Genomic DNA, 19,635 nt, shown 5'->3' on the forward strand with positions numbered 1-19,635 from the left:
TTAACATAAGGAGTTTCTTAATGATAGATTTAAAAACACTCGGTATTTACTCATTGAGTTTGGTCTTAAGTGGCTCACTTTTTGCCGCAGATGCTGATTTTCTCAAAAATAAACTTGAAAAAGAAGGTTATAACTTCGTTAAAAAGATTGATGCCCCTGAAGGTATGGAAGGTTGGACAGGCTATAAAGACGAATATCCATCTACCTTATTTATAGCCAAAGATCAAAAACACTATATTGTGGGCGATCTTTTTGATGCATCTGGAAAAAATTTAACTGAACAAGCGATTAATACGCATGTTAAAGGTGCAGTCCTCGATGAGATTTGGAAAAGCTTAGAAAAATCTACTTGGATTCAAGATGGTGATACAAACGCTAAAAAAATTGTCTATGTGTTTAATGATCCTAACTGTCCCTACTGTCATACCTTTTGGCAACAAGCACGTCCATTTGTTGCATCTGGAAAAGTACAATTACGTCATATTATGGTTGGTGTGATTCGCCCAAGTAGTAAAGGGCAAGCAGCAACGATTTTAAATAGTGCAAATCCTGCTGAAATTTTTAAACAGTACAATCTAAGTAATGGTAAAAACAAATTGGTTGAAATGAAAAATCTACCAAAAGCACTATCTGAAAAATTGGATGCCAATACTAAACTGATGGATAAGTACGGTTTTTATGCCACACCAGCAATGGTTTGGAAAGATGCCTCAGGTGAAATCCAGAGCCAACAAGGCGCACCTAAAGATATTCAGAAATTATTCAATGAGTCCTTATAGAGGCTGTTAACAATTTGTCTATATTTGCGACCAGATATTTTTAGGCGATAGTAGCCTCGAAATACGACATTTAGTCATTCTAAATGATGAGAAACACTGCTTTGCAAGGAAATGACCAAGCAGCAAAAAACGCGAGTCTTCCACTGCAACTTACGCAGCAAACAAAGCATTACCTTGTTCTTGCTCTGGGTTATGGACACTCCTTATCACTCATTCACTTTGATCTTGCTGGCATGACATGGATGTTCTGCTAATATCATTGTTGGGCATTGCTTAAAATTTTCAGCGCATGATCTAAAGCTTATTAAGAACTTAAACTGTGTAATATATTCAACATGGCATGCTACATTACACTTTTATATTATATCCAAATGAATGCCTTCAACCGAATATACTTTAAGGTCTTTAATCCAAACAACTGATTTTAAAATAATTTCATAGATTTCAATTGGATTTTATTTTTGATAAATCATGCAACAACTCCATTAATTGTTGGATCTTTTCAGCACCATATTGTTCTTTAATATTTTTATAGGACTCTTCCATTTTTAAAGCTTGGCTTTCAAAATAATTTCGACCTGCTTGGGTAAGTTTGATTAAGCTCACTCGTTGGTCATGTAAATCCTTACTTTTGATAATTAAATTCTGCTCAGCCATACGATTGACGATGCCTGTTAAACTTGGTCTTAAAATACAGGTTAATTCTGCCAAGTGGTTGTTCTCAAGCTCATCGTATTGATAGAGCGTACAAATCACCCGCCATTGTTGCTCAGTTAAGCCCATCTCATTTAAAGCAGGGCGAAAATAGGTTTTGGTGGCTTCACGCGCCTGTACCAGTGCTAAAGTTAGCGAAGGTGATAATCGAATTGTTTTCATAGAAATCCTTTCATGAAACTCATGCTAATGGATAGGTAAATCGAGTTTTCATTCAATAGATCCAAATTGGTTTACTGTAATGATTTAAGTTAACTTTCTTTTTGTTACATCTAAATTTATATCAGATGTGAAATAAAATAAAAAATTAATTTTAATTAACAATAAGGTTTACTTTTTTTCATTCATCGCTTGAGTCTGGCATTTTTAATCGGCGGAATTACACAATATTGCTTTATTTTATTGAATACTTTACAGCCATAAATAAACTACTTTTCATCTTTATCAGATCGATTTACTTCGAATATTAGTTTTATTTTTTCCATAAAAAAACTCGCAATAAAGCGAGTTTAGGATACATCAATCGCGAAATTGACGATTAAAACAAGATGAATCAAAGACCAGGGAAAATCAACTATCATCATGTTTTAATGCCCTTATTATTCATGATTTCTAAAAAATTTCCTTGTCATTTTCAGCCAATTAAATGTCATTTCCTGACAAAATAAAATTTAAAGGATATTTTTGTTTATTTTTCAACCAAACAAAATTTTTCCAGTGCCACTCCTGAAATTTGCATGCTCTGCTTTTGTCGGTCCAAGAAATCATTGGCAATCATTAACATCATGTTTGCCGTATCCAATTGCAAATTTTCTTGAGAAATTTGTGCAATCCCTTGATATGCTTCTAAACGAGAACAAAAAGCTTTTCTCTGTTGATCCGCGTCTTGGTTTCCCATTATTTCATCATCTAGAATCTGTTTGGTTGCATTGACTTGAGCAGTATAATTTTGAATACGCTGGTTATATTCATCTTGTGTAAGTTTTTGCGTCTGGTCTTTAGCAAAAACTGATGTCATTAATCCAATACCCGTCATCACCAATAACTGCAAAATAAACTTATGCTTCATAAGCACGCCTTTTCATTTATATGACATCAGCTTTCCAAACATCCTCATAATCATCTGCATCAATCATAAAACGAAAGCCTTGCTCCAAAGCCAAATAAGGGATTGCATCTGGAAAAACGTCTTCTAATTCTTTTACACTAATGACATCAAAGAAGTCCTCACCTTCTTCTAACTCTCCCCCATAAATAAACCACGAAACATTTTCAGCATCGGGTTGTTTACGTAAACCCACAATCGGTTCTTTATTTAAAGTGTGTTTGGCAATTGCAACCAGATCTGTTTCATTGACTTTGATATAACGTGAATCAAACTCTTCACAGACCAATTTTTGTTCTTCTACAAAATCTTGCAACATATCTATTCTCAAACAACCTGATTTTGTGAGATTGTAAGCTGACAGTTTGACAATCACAACTAAATTCACATGCTGTTCAAACGATAGACAGCATTGCAAAAAATAAATAATTTGCTAAACTTGATTTTGTAACATATTCAAATTGGATCATTCGAGGTCAAACATAATGCAGCAATATTTACAGACAAAGTCTGGACTCGTTGACCTCAAAGCATATCCGAGATCTCGAACTACTCAACAGGACATGATCATCAAAGATGAAATATCCGCTCAAAACTTATATTTTTTTCACCCACATCTTAAAATAGAAATCCCCTATCCGCTTGAAACTGTTGCTGCAGGTTTTCCCTCTCCAGCACAGGACTATACTGAAAAGAAAATTGATCTAAATGAACACTTGATTCATAACCCTATTGCAACGTTTATTTTAAAAGTTAATTCTTTATCGATGAAAAATGCGGGAATTGAAATTGGTGATGAAATTCTGATTGATCGTAGTCTAGATGCTGAACATGGTGATGTAGTATTGGCATTAATCAATAATGAATTTACCGTTAAACGATTTATGCATAAAAAATTATCCACGGGCGCATATGACATTTGGCTTAAAGCGGAAAATCCAGATTTCCCCGATATTCATCCGCATAGTGAAGAGCAGATTATGATTTGGGGCGTTGTGACCTGTATTTTGAAAAAACTCAAATAAACTGCAAAATTGATTTTGCTGCCTAATTAAATTAAAGCTACCCCTTCCTTATCTAGGATTGATTTGCATGGAAATTAAATGATATGACTGAATTATTGAGACGTTTAGCACTTTCGCATCAAGGTTTAATTTCTCAACCTGCATTTGGTTTAGGCTTATCTGGAACACTTCAAACAATTCAACATCTAGGTTATGTGCAAATTGACACGATTTCAGTCGTCGAACGTGCTCACCATCATATCTTATGGAGTCGAGTTCCAGACTATCAGCCCAATCATCTAAATCAACTGGTACAACAACAACATATTTTTGAATATTGGTTCCATGCAGCATCTTATTTACCGATTCAAGATTATCGCTATGCGCTTCCTCATATGACATCAGTACGAAATGGCGAACATCGCTACTTTAATCGGGGTGATCAACATTTGATGAAAGAAATTTTAGCAAAGACTCGCGCTGAAGGTAGCATTCGTTTACGTCATATCGAGCAAGGCAATCGACTAAACTCAGGGGGATGGTGGAACTCCAGTTCAGCACGTCGTTCAATCGATCAATTGTTTATGCAAGGCGATTTGATGATATGCGAACGAAATGGGATGGAAAAGGTCTATAACCTGACTGAGCGTTGTCTCCCTAGCCAGCTCAACTTAACCATGCCGACGCTAGAAGAATATGCACGCTATTTATTTAATACTACGCTGAGAGCGCACGGTATATTTACCTGGAAACAATTACTGCATCTTAAAGTCGGCAGTCAAATTCGCGAAGCAATGCGTAAAATAGTCAAGGAACAACTGGATGCAGGCGTGATCATCCCCTTATCTCAGTTAGGTGATACCGATAAAGAAAGTTCAAATATTTATATTAAAACAGATGCTTTAGAACGCAAACATCAGATTGAATTAAAAGTTAAAATTCTGTCCCCTTTTGACAATCTTGTCATACACCGAGAACGTCTAAATACACTGTTCCACTTTGATTATCGTTTAGAATGTTATGTAACCCCAACTAAGCGACAATTTGGATATTTTTGTTTACCTATTTTATATGCTGATCAAATGGTGGGGCGTATCGACTGTAAAGCACATCGAACCAAAAAGGAATTTGAAGTATTGAATCTGCATTTAGAAGATCATTGCTTTAAAAATAAACATATAGATCATGATCACTTTCTCAATGCACTCAATGATGAACTACTTAATTTTGCGCAATTTAATCAATGCCCTAACTTAATAAACCACCCTAGTCAGCTTTTTAATCGTGCTCTACAACAATATTCATAAGGTGAAAGATCAGCTCAAATCTGTATTTAAGTCGAATTAGAAAACCTACTCATCTACTACCAAACACAAGTACAGCGCCTCAATCCTTAATTGAGGCGCTGTACTTTTATTTATTCCGTAAATTAAGTCTGAATGCTACTTTTGCTGAGCTTTATTCTGACTTTGTTGATTATGTTGAGCCTGTTGATTTGATTGCTGATTTTGCTGCTTCTGTTGGTCCTGCTGACTTTGTTGCTTTTGCTGTTGATTAGATTGGTTAGGTTGACGTTGTGGGTCATTCTGCTGATTTTGTTGCTGGTTGTGTTGATTAGCCATTTTCATATCCATCCTTTTTACATGTTGGGATATGCCGTACAAATCGACGACAACTGTTAATTTAACGCGCTTATCATTAGAAACAAGCGTATAGATGTTTCATTTTTCGACATCGTAACGCCCTATATGAGATTCATGTTGTAAAAGAATAACTTCGAGGTTGAAGCTTTTTACGTGGATTACTTAAACCACGATGAAGCACAACAATCCTTACAAAGCGCTTTCTTGATCTACTGAATAGCAAAATTTTTATGCTGTGAAATTCAAGCTATCCACACCTATTTAAATTTGAATTTATTTTAAACATCTTTTAATATTTCACTTGAATTTGTAACTTTTTCAAAATCATCATGAGTGAACAAATTTTTGCTTTAATCGACATCAACAATTGTTATGTCAGTTGTGAGCGGATATTCAATCCAAGCTTAAACAATAAACCTGTCGTTGTATTAAGTAATAATGATGGCTGTGTTGTTTCACGCAGTAATGAAGCCAAAGCATTAAATATAGATATGGCTGTTCCTTGGCATGAAGTTGAAAAAGCAGCGAAAAAAGCAGGTGTTATCGCCTATTCAAGCAACTATGCTTTATATGGCGATTTCTCAGAACGTTTTTTTAAAACACTTAAGACCTTTTTTAAAGAGGATGATCTAGAACCCTACTCAATAGATGAATGCTTTATTAATTTAAGCTCTTATCGAGACTTATTTGACTTAGAAGAATATTGCCGCAGATTGGTGAAAACTATTCAAAAATGGTTAGGTTTACCGTGTTGTATTGGGATTGGTTATAGTAAGACGCAAGCCAAGCTTGCCAATAGTTTTGCAAAAAAACGGCATGGATTTGAGAATATTTGCGATTTGACTGGCTTAGATTTATGTAGCTTTGAAGCTTTGCTTCTCGAAACCAATGTAGCTGAGGTGTGGAGCATTGGACGTAAAACCAGCAAACGGTTACAAGCATATAATATTTATAATTGCTATGACTTAACTTTTGCCAATGAACACTACCTAGCACGAGAGTTCTCAGTGGTCATTGCACGTACTATTCGTGAGCTAAAAGGTCAATCCTGCATTGCTTTAGACGATCCTGAAATGCCCTCTAAACGGATTCTTTCTTCTCGAAGTTTTGCTTCAGCATTAACCAATGTTGAAATCATCAAACAGGCGATTATTTTTCATGTTAATCGAGCACATCAACGCCTTACTCGACAGCAACAACTCTGTGCAGTTGTGCATGTCTCTTTGTATGAAAAAATTCCTCAGGCACCTTATAAAAAAGCCCAAAGCAGTGTTTCAGGCTTGCCATATGCAACAGATGATTTGATGACTTTAACTAAGGCAGCATTGCAGCAAATAGATGTTTTATTTAAAGAAAATATCAAGTATGTAAAAGTCGCAGTGATGCTTTCTGCCCTTCATCACAAAAGCCAACACATCAATGACTTATGGCATCCCGTAGACTTTATTCAGCAACGTGATCAACTCATGGATACGCTGTCCAATATGAAGCAACGCTTTGGTCCTGATTGTATTCAAGTGGGTTACCATTCCAGTAGTGAAACATGGAAAATGCGTCAACAAAACCGCTCTCCAAGTTATACGACACGCTGGAGTGATATCTTATGTATTGATGATAGTCATATGGCTGTTACACAAATCAAATGAATAGTTTTGGTCACTCAGTTTAGAATGGAATCACTTTAAAACAATGCATGAAAATGTCATATTTTAACATTGCCATTTAACGACAAAATTTACATTATATATGCCGTACAAGGCACAGCATTTCCGCGACGATTCAAAGAAAATATAAAGTATTTGTGGAAAAACATGCCATAATATGCAAACTTTGCAGACATCTTGCAAAGATTTTTGCAACTTTTGAATTGGAGCAGTCTCAATGAGTTCGACCATTTTGGTCATTCACGGACCAAACTTAAACTTGCTAGGAAAGCGCGAACCAGAGGTCTATGGTCACCTCACATTGGATGACATTAACCAACAACTCCTAACGCAAGCTCAGCAAGCCAATATTACTTTAGATACTTTTCAAAGCAATTGGGAAGGTGCAGTGGTGGATCGTATTCATCAAGCACAACAAGACGGCGTCAAAATTATTATTATTAATCCTGCCGCACTTACACATACTTCCGTTGCTGTACGTGATGCCCTTTTAGGTGTCGCCATCCCTTTTATTGAAGTACATCTTTCTAATGTTCATGCACGTGAAGCATTTAGACATCATTCTTATTTATCAGATAAAGCCGTTGGCGTAATTTGTGGTCTTGGTGCTAAAGGCTATTCTTTTGCACTTGATTACGCTATCGACAAAATTCAATCTTCAACTCAATCATAATTTAGGAATACGAACCCATGGATATTCGCAAAATTAAAAAGCTCATCGATTTGATGATCGAATCTGATCTTCAAGCAATTGAAGTGAAAGAAGGCGATCAATCGATTGCTTTAACTCGTCGTAATCCTGTGGTTGCTGCTGGTGTAGCACCTGTTGCACTCCCAGCTGCTGAAGCACCAGTAGTTAAAGCTGCCTCTCGTGGTGCTGTAGAAACCTCACCTATGGTCGGCGTGTTCTATTCTGCACCAAGTCCTGGCGAAGCTCCATTTGTCAATGTTGGTCAAACTGTTTCTGCGGGTGAGACTTTAGGTATCATCGAAGCAATGAAAATTATGAACCCAATTGAAGCAACTCAAAGTGGTGTAGTTGAAGAAATTCTTGTAAAAAATGGTGATGTAATCCAGTTCGGTCAACCTTTATTCCGCTACCGCGCGTAATACCTCGGGGGTTGATATGTTGCAAAAAGTTTTAATTGCAAACCGAGGTGAGATTGCGCTACGCATCACTCGCGCTTGCAAAACTTTAGGGATTAAAACAGTCGGAATCTATTCTGATGCTGACAAAGACTTAATGCATTTACGTTTTTGTGATGAAGCCGTATGTATTGGTCCGGGTGCAAGTAGTGAAAGTTACTTAAATATTCCTGCCATTATTACAGCTGCAGAAATTACTGGTGCAGATGCAATCCATCCCGGTTATGGTTTTTTATCTGAAAATGCTGAATTTGCTGAAATTGTAGAAAGTTCAGGTTTTATCTTTATTGGTCCACGTCCTGAACACATTCGCCTAATGGGCAATAAAGTTTCAGCGATTACGGCGATGCGTAAAGCAGGTGTACCAACAGTTCCAGGTTCTGCACATGCAGTGACGCCAAACAATGCTTTGGCTGAAGCAAAAGAAATTGGCTTTCCATTGATCGTCAAAGCTGCTTCAGGTGGTGGTGGTCGTGGTATGCGTATTGTTGAACGTGTAGACACCCTACTCGAATCTGTTCAAGCTGCACAGCGTGATGCAGAAATGTGGTTTGGCGACGATACCGTTTATATGGAACGTTTCCTACAAAAACCTCGTCATGTTGAAGTTCAGGTTTTGGCAGATGGTAATGGTCAAGCAATTCATTTATATGACCGTGATTGTTCGTTACAACGTCGACATCAAAAAGTCCTTGAAGAAGCACCTGCACCTGGTTTACCAGAAGAAGCACGCGCCCATATTTTAGAAGCATGTGTAAATGCTTGTAAATTAATGCAATACCGTGGTGCTGGTACCTTTGAATTCTTATTTGAAGATGGCGAATTCTTCTTCATTGAAATGAATACACGTGTTCAAGTTGAGCATCCTGTGACTGAACAAGTCACAGGTGTAGATATTATTGAACAGCAATTGCGTATTGCAGCTGGTCTAGGTCTTAATCTTCAACAAGAAGATATTAAGATCGAAGGTCATGCCATTGAATGTCGTATCAATGCCGAAGATCCATCTACCTTCTTACCTTCACCGGGTAAAATTGAATCATTCTATGCACCAGGTGGCGCAGGGATTCGTTTAGATTCTCATATCTATCAAGGTTATAGCATCCCACCATATTATGATTCGATGATTGCAAAATTGATTTCTTATGGTAAAGATCGTGATACCGCGATTGCCCGAATGAAACAAGCTTTAGATGAAATGATTTTAACTGGGATTAAAACCAATATTCCATTACATAAAGATTTGATTCTTGAAGATAAGAACTTCTGTTCGCAAGCGATGGATATTCATTACCTTGAAAAACATTTATTAAAGCAACTTCAAGGTCATGAAAATGATGCTTAACTGATCTTTGCTTAACAAAAAACCTCTGTAAATCAGAGGTTTTTTAATATCAATGAAATCGATTTATCATTTAACTCAGTGACCTATCAGCACAACATCTTTAAGCCATGGCACTGTTCAAATTATATATCTCAAGCCTAAGGCAAGACTTTGCGCAAAGTGGCAAAACATTGATCTCCTTTATCTGACGCACAAAAACTCATGGTATTTTTATTAATCCACTTTACATAATACTGCGACACATCCCCAGTTTGATCTTCTTTACGCCCAGAACAATCGGTTTCGTTATTTTCATAGCGAATTTGCATAATTAATGCAGGAGGTTTTTCTAAAGTATTATCAGGCGAGGGTTGATAATCAAAAAGTCCTACTGACCACTCTTTGGCACTGTTGACAACAACTTCATTGGAACCTCGGAAATTATAATATTCGATGCATTTTTTATTTTCAGGAATTTCCATTCCCCATAAACCTAAAATTTCAGGTCGAGTACTAATTCGAATGGTGCTGGTTGTATTTGTCGCCATTACATTGTTGGTCGTTGTTGCTTGAGCGCGTGGAGGTGCCTCATCAGCTTTAGTGTAAGAAGAAAAGCTAAGCAGTAAAGAAATTATAAGTGCTGTTTTTTTCATACCCAATCTTGTATGCCAAATTTTATCTTGTATAAACTATCATACATTTATAATAAAACATGTAAAATTAACCATATAAGAACAATCTTTATCCAAGTTCAACTGCAGAATAAATTTCTAAAATGCTGGATTAAAGGCGATTAAAACTATTGATTTATCGATATACATAGATATGATTATCATTACTACCTTAAAGACAAAGCCACGTGACTTGGAATTGGAATTAAGCATTCTTCTAAAATAGGTTAGTCATTTGCCACGAGCGATACTGTATTTAAGTCAAACGTTTAAGGACAATATTTCTGCATTTTTTCTGATTGCAGTGATCATATTTGCCTGTGCTTTGGCTGGAATATTGGGTAGACCGCTCTCCTTTCTTGCTATTTTCTGGCCAGCAAATGCCGTCTTACTCGGACTCTTTTTAAGATTTACCACGCTCAAAAATATTGGTGGGTGGCTAGGTGCATTTACAGGTTTTATGCTTGCAGACCTGATCACTGGAAATAGTTTTTTAGTGACCTTATTTTTAACCTTAGCCAATCTATCGCATGCTTTGGTAACATTATTACTTATTCATTTCTTTAAACTAAACTATAAACAATATAATAAAGGTTTAACTTTTTTATATCTTTTTGGCATCAGTGCATTTGGTGGTTGTCTCGCCGCAGCTACAGTTGCTTGTTTAACGGTTCCTCACTTACCCAATACCTTTATGTCTATCGATCGAATCTGGATCGACTTTGGGATGTGGTGGACTGGTGAAATCCTCAATGTCATAGCATTTTTACCAATCGTCTTAGCAATTCCAAACCGCACTACATTACAAAGTTATTTCCATGAATTTAAGCAACAACCCGTTCAAGCCCAACTTGTTTTACCTTTTTTAGGTGTTGTTTTCTCAGTAACACTCACCCACTTTTTTATCGGTCCGGGTGCAATCATGTTCCCAATTGCGGCATTGATATGGGCTGCACTCAGTTATAATCTATTCTTTGTCTCAATTATCAATTGTGGGGTATGTATGCTTTTATATAATGCATTGACCTCATACTATATTACCCAATCACCAAATGCCTATCTAGAAACAACGCTTTCCGTTCGAATAGGTTTGTTTATGCTGGCATTAGGACCATTGACACTAACCATTATCAGTCGTAACCGACAAAAGTTATATCATCAGATTTTATATCTCGCCAATCATGATGGTTTAACAACTACGTTAAATCGACGTTATTTTTATGAGGAAAGTGAACGTACAATCGCCAAAAATACTGAAAAAACAGCGCATAGTGTGACGATATTACTGCTGGATCTAGATCATTTTAAAAAAATTAATGATCAATACGGACATTTGATTGGGGATTATGTTTTACAAACATTTTCCCAACAAGTAAAAGCACAGCTACGTGCCCATGACTTGTTTGGTCGTTTAGGGGGAGAGGAATTTGCAATTTTACTGAAAGATTTAAGCTTAGATCAAAGTATCGCAATTGCTCAAAGAATCTGTAATATGACCTTCGATACCCCTATTTATTTAGATGATCAACGTACACTTCAGATCAGTGTAAGTATAGGTTTGAGTTACCAAACATTACCCCACTGTATTCCCTTTCAACAGCTCATCAAACGTGCAGACGCAGCACTGTATTTGGCGAAAGAAAAAGGAAGAAACCAACTTTGTTTAGAAACAGATATTCAACAAGATCAAAAAATATTTGCCCAATAACCTTAAATTGCGAGGGAATGCAATGAAATATTCAGAATATATTCAATATGATGGCATCGGTTTAGCACAACTGGTACAAAGCAGACAAATACAAGCCCATGAATTACTTGAAATCGCCATTCAACGTGCTGAACAGGTCAATCCTAAAATCAATGCCATCGTGATTCCGATGTATGAACAGGCAATGAAAAATGCCAATAACCACCATTCAGGTCATTTTTCTGGCGTTCCTTTTTTATTAAAAGATCTCCACCAAGAGTTCGCAGGTGTGGCAACATCTTTCGGTTCAAAATCTTTTAAAAATGCCCAATATATTGCCAAAGAAAACGCTGAAATCGTTACTCGCTGGATTAAATCAGGTGTCGTAACTTTTGGTTTAACCAACTCTCCTGAATTTGGCATTAAAGGCATCACTGAACCTGAAGCATGGGGAAGCTGTAAAAACCCATGGAATCTCAAATATAACAGTGGTGGTTCATCAGGGGGTGCAGCCTCAAGTGTTGCTGCTGGAATTGTACCTATTGCAGGGGCAAGTGATGGTGGAGGCTCAATCCGTATTCCCGCATCATATTGTGGGTTGTTTGGATTAAAGCCAAGTCGAGGACGTACGCCTTGGGGACCTAAAATTAGTGAAGCCATGCATGGTGCAGCAATGCAGCATATATTGTGTAAATCCGTAAGAGACAGCGCAGCAATGCTGGATGCAACACAAGGTTCAGATCACAGTGCACTTTTTAATATTCAACGTCCAACAGAAAACTATTTAGAGATCATTCAAAAAGCCCCAAAAAAATTACGTATTGGTTTTTCAGTCACGTCACCCATTGGTACTCAAGTATCACAAGATGCCGTCAATGCCATTCAAAACACTGTAAAGTTGCTACAATCCTTAGGGCATATCGTTGAAGAAGCTTCACCGCAGATTGATGGAATGGCTTTGGCTAAAGATTTTATTACCACATGGTTCAGCCAATGTGCTTATACTGTAAAACAAGTTAAACAGCAGTTTGGTGCAAAAGATCAAGATTTTGAATTAGATACTTTAGCCATTGCTGCATTTGGTGCTAAAGCATCTGCATTGGATTACATCAACAACCTGAATAACTGGGGAACTTATGTAACTCAAATGAATCAATTTTTTAGCCAATATGATTTACTCCTTATCCCCTCCACTGCATCTGTTGCACCAAAAAATGGTGAAGTCAAAACACCTGCTTGGCAAATTCCTATTTTAAAAGCGTTACTGAAAGTTGACCAAGCACACTTACTGGCTAAAGGAAAACTGGTTGAACAATTGATTAAAAATAATTTGCAGTGGGTACCCTTTACACAACTGGCAAATATTACGGGCTTGCCTGCCATGTCTGTACCCTTGTATTGGAACAAAGATCATTTACCCTTAGGCTCTCAATTTATTGCCCCATTTGGGCATGAAGATACGCTATTACAATTGGCGGCACTACTAGAACAAGCACAACCCTGGGCAGCACGTTACCAATCCATCAAGATATAAACTAACTTATTGTAAATATTCATATAAATTTTAACCATTTATATGAATATTTACGTATTTTTTAATAACTATAAAAGTTTAATTAAACCTTTAAATCCCCAAATCAAAACTAAACGCCGCGACAAAGAATAAATGATCAAGCAGCTGATTGATTGTTTATAAAATGCCTCCACCACCTAACCAAACATTTAAAAAATTGAGTATTTTTAATAATTGAGGCTTTAGCATTTTTTTGCATAAGTAAATCAACAATCAAGACAACCACTTATACAAAAAAGTCATAAGATATGCCTGTTTTTTGATATCTGGCAAATAAGTCATGTTTGGTCCTGTTGAGTTTATTTTGGCTGGCGTTTTAGTCGGTTTCTGTGTAGGTATTACCGGTGTCGGTGGTGGATCACTGATGACACCTATTTTGATTAGTTTATTTCGAATTGAACCACACATCGCCATCGGAACGGACCTCCTCTATGCTGCGATTTCAAAGTTCTGCGGTTCACTTGTACATGCAAAAAAACTCAATATTGTTTGGCCTATCGTACTTTGGCTCGCTTTAGGGAGTGTTCCAGCATCATTTGTGACCCATTGGGTTTTAGAAAACTATTTGAGCGGTTCAACCCATTACAAAGCCATCTTAACCATGGTTTTAGGGTTTATGCTGACGCTAACAGGTCTATCCATTATGTTCCGTGCCAGAATTGAAAAGTTTTTTGCCAAATTTCGTGAAGATCAACACGACTTTCGAGAGGTAAATAATTTTAACATTCAAGGTAAGCGTGTATACGTCGTGCTCATGGGCATTGTACTGGGTGTATTCGTGACGCTCTCCTCTGTAGGTGCTGGCGCTTTTGGTGTCATGGCACTCATTCTGATGTTTCCGAACTTACCGATGATTCGTATCATTGGTTCAGATGTGGTACATGCCGTTTTACTCACCTCTGTGGCAGGTTTTGCACACATGACTTCAGGCAACGTAGATTTTCAATTACTCGGATGGCTACTGGTTGGGTCTATTCCTGCGATTATTGTTGGCACATTAATCAGCTCGAAAATGCCTGAAAAGATGATCCGTAAAGTACTTGGAATCACCCTATTTGCTCTAGGTATTAACTTTATCTTAAATCCAGTTAAATCCAAACCTGTTGAAAAACCACAGGCAGTCATGGTTACTCAAACGGTTCAACAACAGCAGGTTTAAATTTAATCTGTAATTGATAACTTATCATTATGAATGGGTTGTGAAGTTTTAATGATTTATTTATAACAAAACTTGAACCAATTCATGTTATATTCTGACCACTAAAAATACTTTCTGTATGTTCTAATACCCAGTGACGGCAATGAATACATTAAATTCAAATCCAATTATTCAATCAGATATTGATGACGTGAATGTCCAAAGCATTCAAACGCTTGTAACTCCAGCTGAACTTAAAGCTGAACTCCCATTAAATGAAAATGCTTACCAAACTGTACTTCATGGTCGGGAAACAGTCCGTAATATTTTAGATGGTAAAGATAAACGTCTATTTGTTGTGATTGGTCCTTGCTCAATTCATGACCCTGTTGCAGCACATGATTATGCAGATCGTTTAAAAGTTTTAAGCGAAAAAGTAAAAGATACGCTCTACATCATCATGCGTGTTTATTTTGAAAAACCTCGTACAACTGTAGGTTGGAAAGGTTTGATCAATGATCCTGACATGAATGATTCTTTTAATATCGAAAAAGGTTTACGTTTAGGACGTAAATTACTGCTTGAGTTAAATGACAAAGGTTTAGCTTGTGCGACTGAAGCGTTGGATCCAAACTCACCTCAGTATTATCAAGATTTAATTTCATGGTCTGCCATTGGCGCACGTACCACAGAAAGCCAAACCCATCGTGAAATGTCATCTGGTTTGTCATCACCTGTCGGCTTTAAAAATGGTACCGATGGTGGCTTAACTGTTGCAACCAACGCAATGCAATCCGTGAAGCATGGTCATAGCTTTTTAGGTCTGAATAACGAAGGTCAAGTTTCAGTGATTCGTACCAGTGGTAACCCGTATGCGCATGTTGTATTACGTGGCGGGAATGGTAAGCCGAACTATGATGCAGGCTCAGTTGCAGAAGCAGAAAACGCACTAGCAAAAGCTAAAGTCAGTACGAAAATTATGATTGATACCAGTCATGCAAACTCAAATAAAGACCCATATTTGCAACCATTGGTATTGAAAAATATCACAGAACAAATTCTTGATGGGAATAAATCGATTGTTGGCATCATGGTTGAAAGTCATATCAAAGGTGGTCGTCAAGATATTCCAGAAAATCTAAGCGATTTGGAATATGGTAAATCAGTGACTGATGGCTGTATTGACTGGGAAACTACAGAAAAAGCATTGCTTGAAATGGATGCAGCCTTAAAAGATATTTTACCAAAGCGTTAATTAGTATAAAAACGCCATCTACATAGATGGCGTTTTTGTTTATGATGTTATTAAAATTTTTCTGTAAGAATGCTATGAACGAACTTGAACAAGAACTCTGTCAAATCGCAAACTTTCAGTTTGTCCATGAACATTTACTGACTTCAGGTCAACCGACGGCTGAACAACTGAAGCAAATTAAAGAATACGGCGTAGATACGATCATCAATCTGGCATTTACAGATGCGTCGGTACATTTAGAACATGAAGATAAAATCTGTGCTGAGTTAGGCTTAAACTATATCCAAATTCCCATTCATTGGGATCGACCTGCAGATGACCAATGTTTATTTGCTCTAGATTTGATTGCACATTTAGTGCAGGAAAAAATGGTGTGGGTACATTGTGCCAAGAACATGCGTGTCAGTAGCCTAATGTATTTATATCGTCAGTATTTTATGGATATGGATATGCCAACAGCACAAGAGTTGTTGCATCAAGTGTGGGAACCCAATGAGACATGGACAGGGTTAATGCATGCAGTCAGTCTACAACTTCAAGGACGTAAAGCAACTGAAGATTTACAACACTCATTAATGCATGCAGACCAATTTTCTTAAAAATATAACACCCTTAATATCTTTGATCGATTTCAATATAAAAGCATCCAGTATGATAAAAAATAAGCGCCCTTAGGCGCTTATTTTATAGCGATCTAAACAATCTGATTCTGCTTAATGAATTAATAATTGTTTGATCAATGGTAAGTTTGCTGAACTTGTCGCAGCCAAAATCAAACTATTATTGGAGAGTAAACTTGTCCATTTTTGATTCCCACCTGTCCCGCAGTTATAACTAATCAAACGGGCACGATTGTTATTTAAATAACCATATTCTAAATCAAAACATTTTGAACCTTGTTCAATGCGTTGTAATGTAGAATTAATCATCCAAGCCTGCGCTGAACTCTCATTATTACATGATGCAAGATTGATCACACCAGCCTGACTTGCTAAACATTGATCCATATATTTCTTACTATGGATTTTACCCATCGCATCATAAATCCATTGCTCAGAGTCATCACCTGTACAAGCACTCTTACCACTGATGTAGGCATTTAGCTTGCCATCAGACAGTGTTTCTACCTTCAAACAGTTGGTTCCATTTTTTAGACTAGAAACTTCATTTAAATTAAAATCATTATTCAATTCCAATTTAGCCACAAATCGATTAAATGCCTCAATTGCTTCAGCATTACCACTTTCCAAATCAACTCGATAAGCATTAATCCAACGATTTAAACGATAAAGTTTTATTTGTTGTTGGGTGTAACGTACCATTTCAAGCTGTGCATTTGGAGAAAGTTCAGTTTTAAATAGACGATAAGAGTCAAATAGTAAACGTGAATTCGCATCAAGTTTAACCACCGCTTTACCTTGATTATTGAGTAAAGCTTGTTCAAGCTGTGGCATTTCAATTTTTCTTAAAGCAGAATATTCTGCTTCCTTACCAATGCTCACAAAAGGCGTCATAGCTTCAACTGCAACAGGAATACTGATGCTAGAGAGCTTAACTGCCTGTTGACCCGCTTTCTGGCAATAAAGATCCACATTTTGAGGTGTATCACTTTGTGCAAGATTGACATGGAACTTATTGGCATTGCTTCCAGCATTTACCCGTTGTGGTGCAAGTGCAATATGTTCAACTTTACTGGCATATTGTACATTCAACCAGCAACTTGCAGCAGTGCTAGAGGTATTGACTTGTGGCAAATTGAATACATTGCCCCAGTTACCACGTGCAGCAGGATAAACAATACCCACCTGATTTACAGGGTCATATCCCCCTAAAATTGTATAAACTGGCACACTAAATAGACGCGGCTTTAAGAAATTTCCATCTGCACTGTTGTACCAAACATTGCCTGAGTTTGGCGTTTTGGGTTGAGCATCCACCATTTCTCGTGTGTTTGCATTCCACTTTTTATAACCTGTGATTGAGTTTGCATCCCAAATGTACTTATCAAATGCAGGCTGAATTTTCAACCAAGTACTATAACCTGTGTAGTGGGTATATTTAGAAATCGAGCTGGCACTTGCGCCACCACTCATTGCATCCCAGCCATAAGCATATAAATTTTGGAAGTTAGGCACCCCATTACTCCCATCTCCTAAATTAGTACTGCCCCAATTTAAGTTGCCGCGCATCTTATTACGAAATGCAATATAGCCCCAGCCACTATCCGCATGATGTGCAGACCAGAAATAATTGGTTGGGCTACCACTGGTTTCAACAGAACCTGGATAATGTCCTAATCCATAATGATGTCCAATTTCATGACTGAATTCATTTCCTATAGAATCAATCAATGTCAAAATCCCATTGCCACCACTCAAGCCATGATTTGACTCACCATTGGCATATTTACCTCTGGCATGATGAATCACAACACTTTGTGTCAGCTGTGGTTGTTCCTGACTTTGCATTGAGGAACTGGTCACCCCCCAATTGGCTAAATTTATACCGACACTAAATGTAGATTTCGCAGTATTCTCACGCATGTCACCATCATAAACGCCCCCATTGGTCGCGCTTGCTGAATCATAAATCACGCCACTCGCAACCATCACACGATTGAGCTTCATTTCCTCATATTTACTGACAATCATTTTTGCCGCTGGGATGGTTTGTAAATAATCAGTACCCGCTTTTTCTGGTTCCAAAAGCATATAGTGCCCATTGGATTTTGGTGCATCGGTTAATAAACCTAAACGAATACTTTGAACCACAAGCTCTCCGGGCGCTGCAAAGTCAATATCTCTTCCGCCAAGCGTACCACTACGATTATTGACTGGATCGATGACGCGAATAGAAAGTCCTGGACGAACTTCATTCCACTTCAAAGCAAGTGACCATGCTTGCTTTGAGTACATGACACGTGCTCGATCGTCCTGATTGGATTGATCTGAAGCTGCAAGGCGTGATGGTTCTTTTAAATTAACTGTACGAATCAGTTGATTACCTTGATAAATTTCAGCTTGTAATTGGTTGAGTTCCCCCATCGCAACCAAAGGCGTTACCAATAACAAAGCATCTTTTTCAGTGGTCAAACGTGGCATTTTATCCTGTTCATTATTTTTAGGATTGACCGCATGACTTTGTACAAACTGTACCATTGCAGCGAAATTACCCGTTAAATCATTACGCAGTAATCGATTTTCGCCTTGTCCATTAAAATCATAGAATCCCAATATCTTATTCGAGATTTTATTTTTAACAGGTTCAGGATATTTGTCGACAGTAGGTGGTGTAGTACCCGTATTGCCCTCAGAGCCATTGTTTGAACCGCCCGAACCATTCTCAGGTGGTGTTCCTGTAGAACCATTGTTGGAGCCACCCGAACCATTCTCTGGTGGTGTTTCTGTAGATCCATTGTTAGAGCCATCCGAACCACTATTTGGTGGAGTTTCTGTAGATCCATTATTCGAACCGCCCGAACCATTCTCTGGAGGTGTTTCTATAGATCCATTGTTGGAGCCATCTGAACCACTATTTGGTGGAGTTTCTGTAGAGCCATTATTTGAACCGCTCGAACCATTATCTGGTATTTCTGGTGTACCATCTCCAGGCAGTTCATTTGTACCATCTCCTGGATTTTGTGGCAGATTTGATGGCTGATCATTTACAGAATGGCTTTCCCCTCCACCCCCACATGCAATCAACATTGCTGAAAGCGTACAAATTGTTAAATATTTAAACCTTAAGTGCATCACAGATCTCCCCCAATATTTATAACGACTTATCTCTATCCATGTTTTTTGAGACAAAATTGAAATATTATTTAATTTCAATAACTTAAATATAACACACCAATTTAAATTTCATCATTTTTTTATCATTAACCGACGAAAAACCTATCACAACAGCAAAATACGATTGTGCTTGTCATC

At 37.4% G+C, this 19,635-nt stretch carries 19 protein-coding genes; 13 read left to right on the forward strand and 6 right to left on the reverse strand.

What is annotated here, in order from left to right; genetic code table 11:
• Window positions 1-20: 20 nt before the first annotated feature.
• Together dsbG and AAV97_RS21110 are read left to right on the forward strand one after the other, a co-directional pair.
• Window positions 21-779 (forward strand): thiol:disulfide interchange protein DsbG, encoded by a 759-nt coding sequence (gene dsbG, locus AAV97_RS12790; protein WP_005031905.1) that lies wholly within the window; start codon window positions 21-23, stop codon window positions 777-779.
• Between the two features lie 83 nt (window positions 780-862).
• Window positions 863-1,033 (forward strand): hypothetical protein, encoded by a 171-nt coding sequence (locus AAV97_RS21110; RefSeq protein WP_155769255.1) that lies wholly within the window; start codon window positions 863-865, stop codon window positions 1,031-1,033.
• Window positions 1,034-1,223: 190 nt separating this feature from the next.
• On the opposite strand, the gene hpaR is transcribed toward AAV97_RS21110, so the two are convergent.
• From hpaR to AAV97_RS12805, 3 genes are all read right to left on the reverse strand, one after another.
• Window positions 1,224-1,655 carry a homoprotocatechuate degradation operon regulator HpaR gene (hpaR, locus tag AAV97_RS12795; RefSeq protein WP_004830512.1) on the reverse strand — a complete coding sequence of 144 codons (432 nt, stop codon included), beginning with the start codon at window positions 1,653-1,655 and terminating at the stop codon, window positions 1,224-1,226.
• Between the two features lie 526 nt (window positions 1,656-2,181).
• Window positions 2,182-2,562: a hypothetical protein gene (locus AAV97_RS12800; RefSeq protein WP_004830511.1), complete on the reverse strand. Its 381-nt coding sequence runs from the start codon at window positions 2,560-2,562 to the stop codon at window positions 2,182-2,184.
• Between the two features lie 16 nt (window positions 2,563-2,578).
• Window positions 2,579-2,917 (reverse strand): hypothetical protein, encoded by a 339-nt coding sequence (locus tag AAV97_RS12805; protein WP_004830510.1) that lies wholly within the window; start codon window positions 2,915-2,917, stop codon window positions 2,579-2,581.
• Window positions 2,918-3,083: 166 nt separating this feature from the next.
• Here AAV97_RS12805 and AAV97_RS12810 point away from each other — a divergent pair, with 166 nt between their 5' ends.
• Both AAV97_RS12810 and AAV97_RS12815 read left to right on the forward strand, forming a co-directional pair.
• Window positions 3,084-3,623: a LexA family protein gene (locus AAV97_RS12810; protein ID WP_046760781.1), complete on the forward strand. Its 540-nt coding sequence runs from the start codon at window positions 3,084-3,086 to the stop codon at window positions 3,621-3,623.
• Between the two features lie 83 nt (window positions 3,624-3,706).
• Window positions 3,707-4,909 (forward strand): winged helix-turn-helix domain-containing protein, encoded by a 1,203-nt coding sequence (locus AAV97_RS12815; protein WP_046760782.1) that lies wholly within the window; start codon window positions 3,707-3,709, stop codon window positions 4,907-4,909.
• A gap of 135 nt (window positions 4,910-5,044) precedes the next feature.
• On the opposite strand, the gene AAV97_RS12820 is transcribed toward AAV97_RS12815, so the two are convergent.
• Window positions 5,045-5,224, reverse strand: coding sequence for a hypothetical protein (locus AAV97_RS12820; RefSeq protein WP_174761299.1), 180 nt, complete (start codon window positions 5,222-5,224; stop codon window positions 5,045-5,047).
• 350 nt (window positions 5,225-5,574) lie between these two features.
• Between AAV97_RS12820 and AAV97_RS12825 the strand changes: the two genes are divergently transcribed.
• The 4 genes from AAV97_RS12825 (at window position 5,575) to accC (ending at window position 9,400) form a co-directional block, all read left to right on the forward strand.
• A complete protein-coding gene (locus tag AAV97_RS12825) occupies window positions 5,575-6,891 on the forward strand; it encodes a Y-family DNA polymerase (protein ID WP_005031913.1) in 1,317 nt (438 codons plus the stop codon).
• Window positions 6,892-7,126: 235 nt separating this feature from the next.
• Window positions 7,127-7,582, forward strand: coding sequence for a type II 3-dehydroquinate dehydratase (gene aroQ, locus AAV97_RS12830; RefSeq protein WP_004830504.1), 456 nt, complete (start codon window positions 7,127-7,129; stop codon window positions 7,580-7,582).
• A 17-nt stretch (window positions 7,583-7,599) separates the two neighbouring features.
• On the forward strand, window positions 7,600-8,019 hold the full coding sequence (gene accB, locus AAV97_RS12835) for an acetyl-CoA carboxylase biotin carboxyl carrier protein (RefSeq protein ID WP_004830503.1): 420 nt from the start codon (window positions 7,600-7,602) through the stop codon (window positions 8,017-8,019).
• A gap of 16 nt (window positions 8,020-8,035) precedes the next feature.
• Window positions 8,036-9,400 (forward strand): acetyl-CoA carboxylase biotin carboxylase subunit, encoded by a 1,365-nt coding sequence (gene accC, locus AAV97_RS12840; protein WP_005031915.1) that lies wholly within the window; start codon window positions 8,036-8,038, stop codon window positions 9,398-9,400.
• A gap of 137 nt (window positions 9,401-9,537) precedes the next feature.
• On the opposite strand, the gene AAV97_RS12845 is transcribed toward accC, so the two are convergent.
• A complete protein-coding gene (locus AAV97_RS12845; protein ID WP_004830501.1) occupies window positions 9,538-10,032 on the reverse strand; it encodes a hypothetical protein in 495 nt (164 codons plus the stop codon).
• Window positions 10,033-10,285: 253 nt separating this feature from the next.
• On the opposite strand from AAV97_RS12845, the gene AAV97_RS12850 reads away from it, so the two are divergent.
• From AAV97_RS12850 to AAV97_RS12870, 5 genes are all read left to right on the forward strand, one after another.
• Window positions 10,286-11,758, forward strand: coding sequence for a GGDEF domain-containing protein (locus AAV97_RS12850; protein WP_046760783.1), 1,473 nt, complete (start codon window positions 10,286-10,288; stop codon window positions 11,756-11,758).
• Window positions 11,759-11,780: 22 nt separating this feature from the next.
• Entirely contained in the window at window positions 11,781-13,271 is a 1,491-nt protein-coding gene (locus tag AAV97_RS12855; protein WP_042088643.1) for an amidase, read from the forward strand.
• A 319-nt stretch (window positions 13,272-13,590) separates the two neighbouring features.
• Window positions 13,591-14,469: a sulfite exporter TauE/SafE family protein gene (locus AAV97_RS12860; RefSeq protein WP_004830497.1), complete on the forward strand. Its 879-nt coding sequence runs from the start codon at window positions 13,591-13,593 to the stop codon at window positions 14,467-14,469.
• 142 nt (window positions 14,470-14,611) lie between these two features.
• The gene (locus AAV97_RS12865) at window positions 14,612-15,703 is read left to right on the forward strand and encodes a 3-deoxy-7-phosphoheptulonate synthase (RefSeq protein WP_004830496.1); all 1,092 of its coding nucleotides are present in this window, start codon (window positions 14,612-14,614) and stop codon (window positions 15,701-15,703) included.
• 74 nt (window positions 15,704-15,777) lie between these two features.
• Window positions 15,778-16,302 carry a protein tyrosine phosphatase family protein gene (locus AAV97_RS12870; protein ID WP_010591581.1) on the forward strand — a complete coding sequence of 175 codons (525 nt, stop codon included), beginning with the start codon at window positions 15,778-15,780 and terminating at the stop codon, window positions 16,300-16,302.
• Between the two features lie 114 nt (window positions 16,303-16,416).
• On the opposite strand, the gene AAV97_RS12875 is transcribed toward AAV97_RS12870, so the two are convergent.
• The gene (locus AAV97_RS12875; RefSeq protein WP_046760784.1) at window positions 16,417-19,455 is read right to left on the reverse strand and encodes a M66 family metalloprotease; all 3,039 of its coding nucleotides are present in this window, start codon (window positions 19,453-19,455) and stop codon (window positions 16,417-16,419) included.
• Between the last annotated feature and the right edge of the window lie 180 nt (window positions 19,456-19,635).

Source organism: Acinetobacter sp. Ag2, from assembly GCF_001005515.1.
GTDB lineage: Bacteria > Pseudomonadota > Gammaproteobacteria > Pseudomonadales > Moraxellaceae > Acinetobacter > Acinetobacter bereziniae.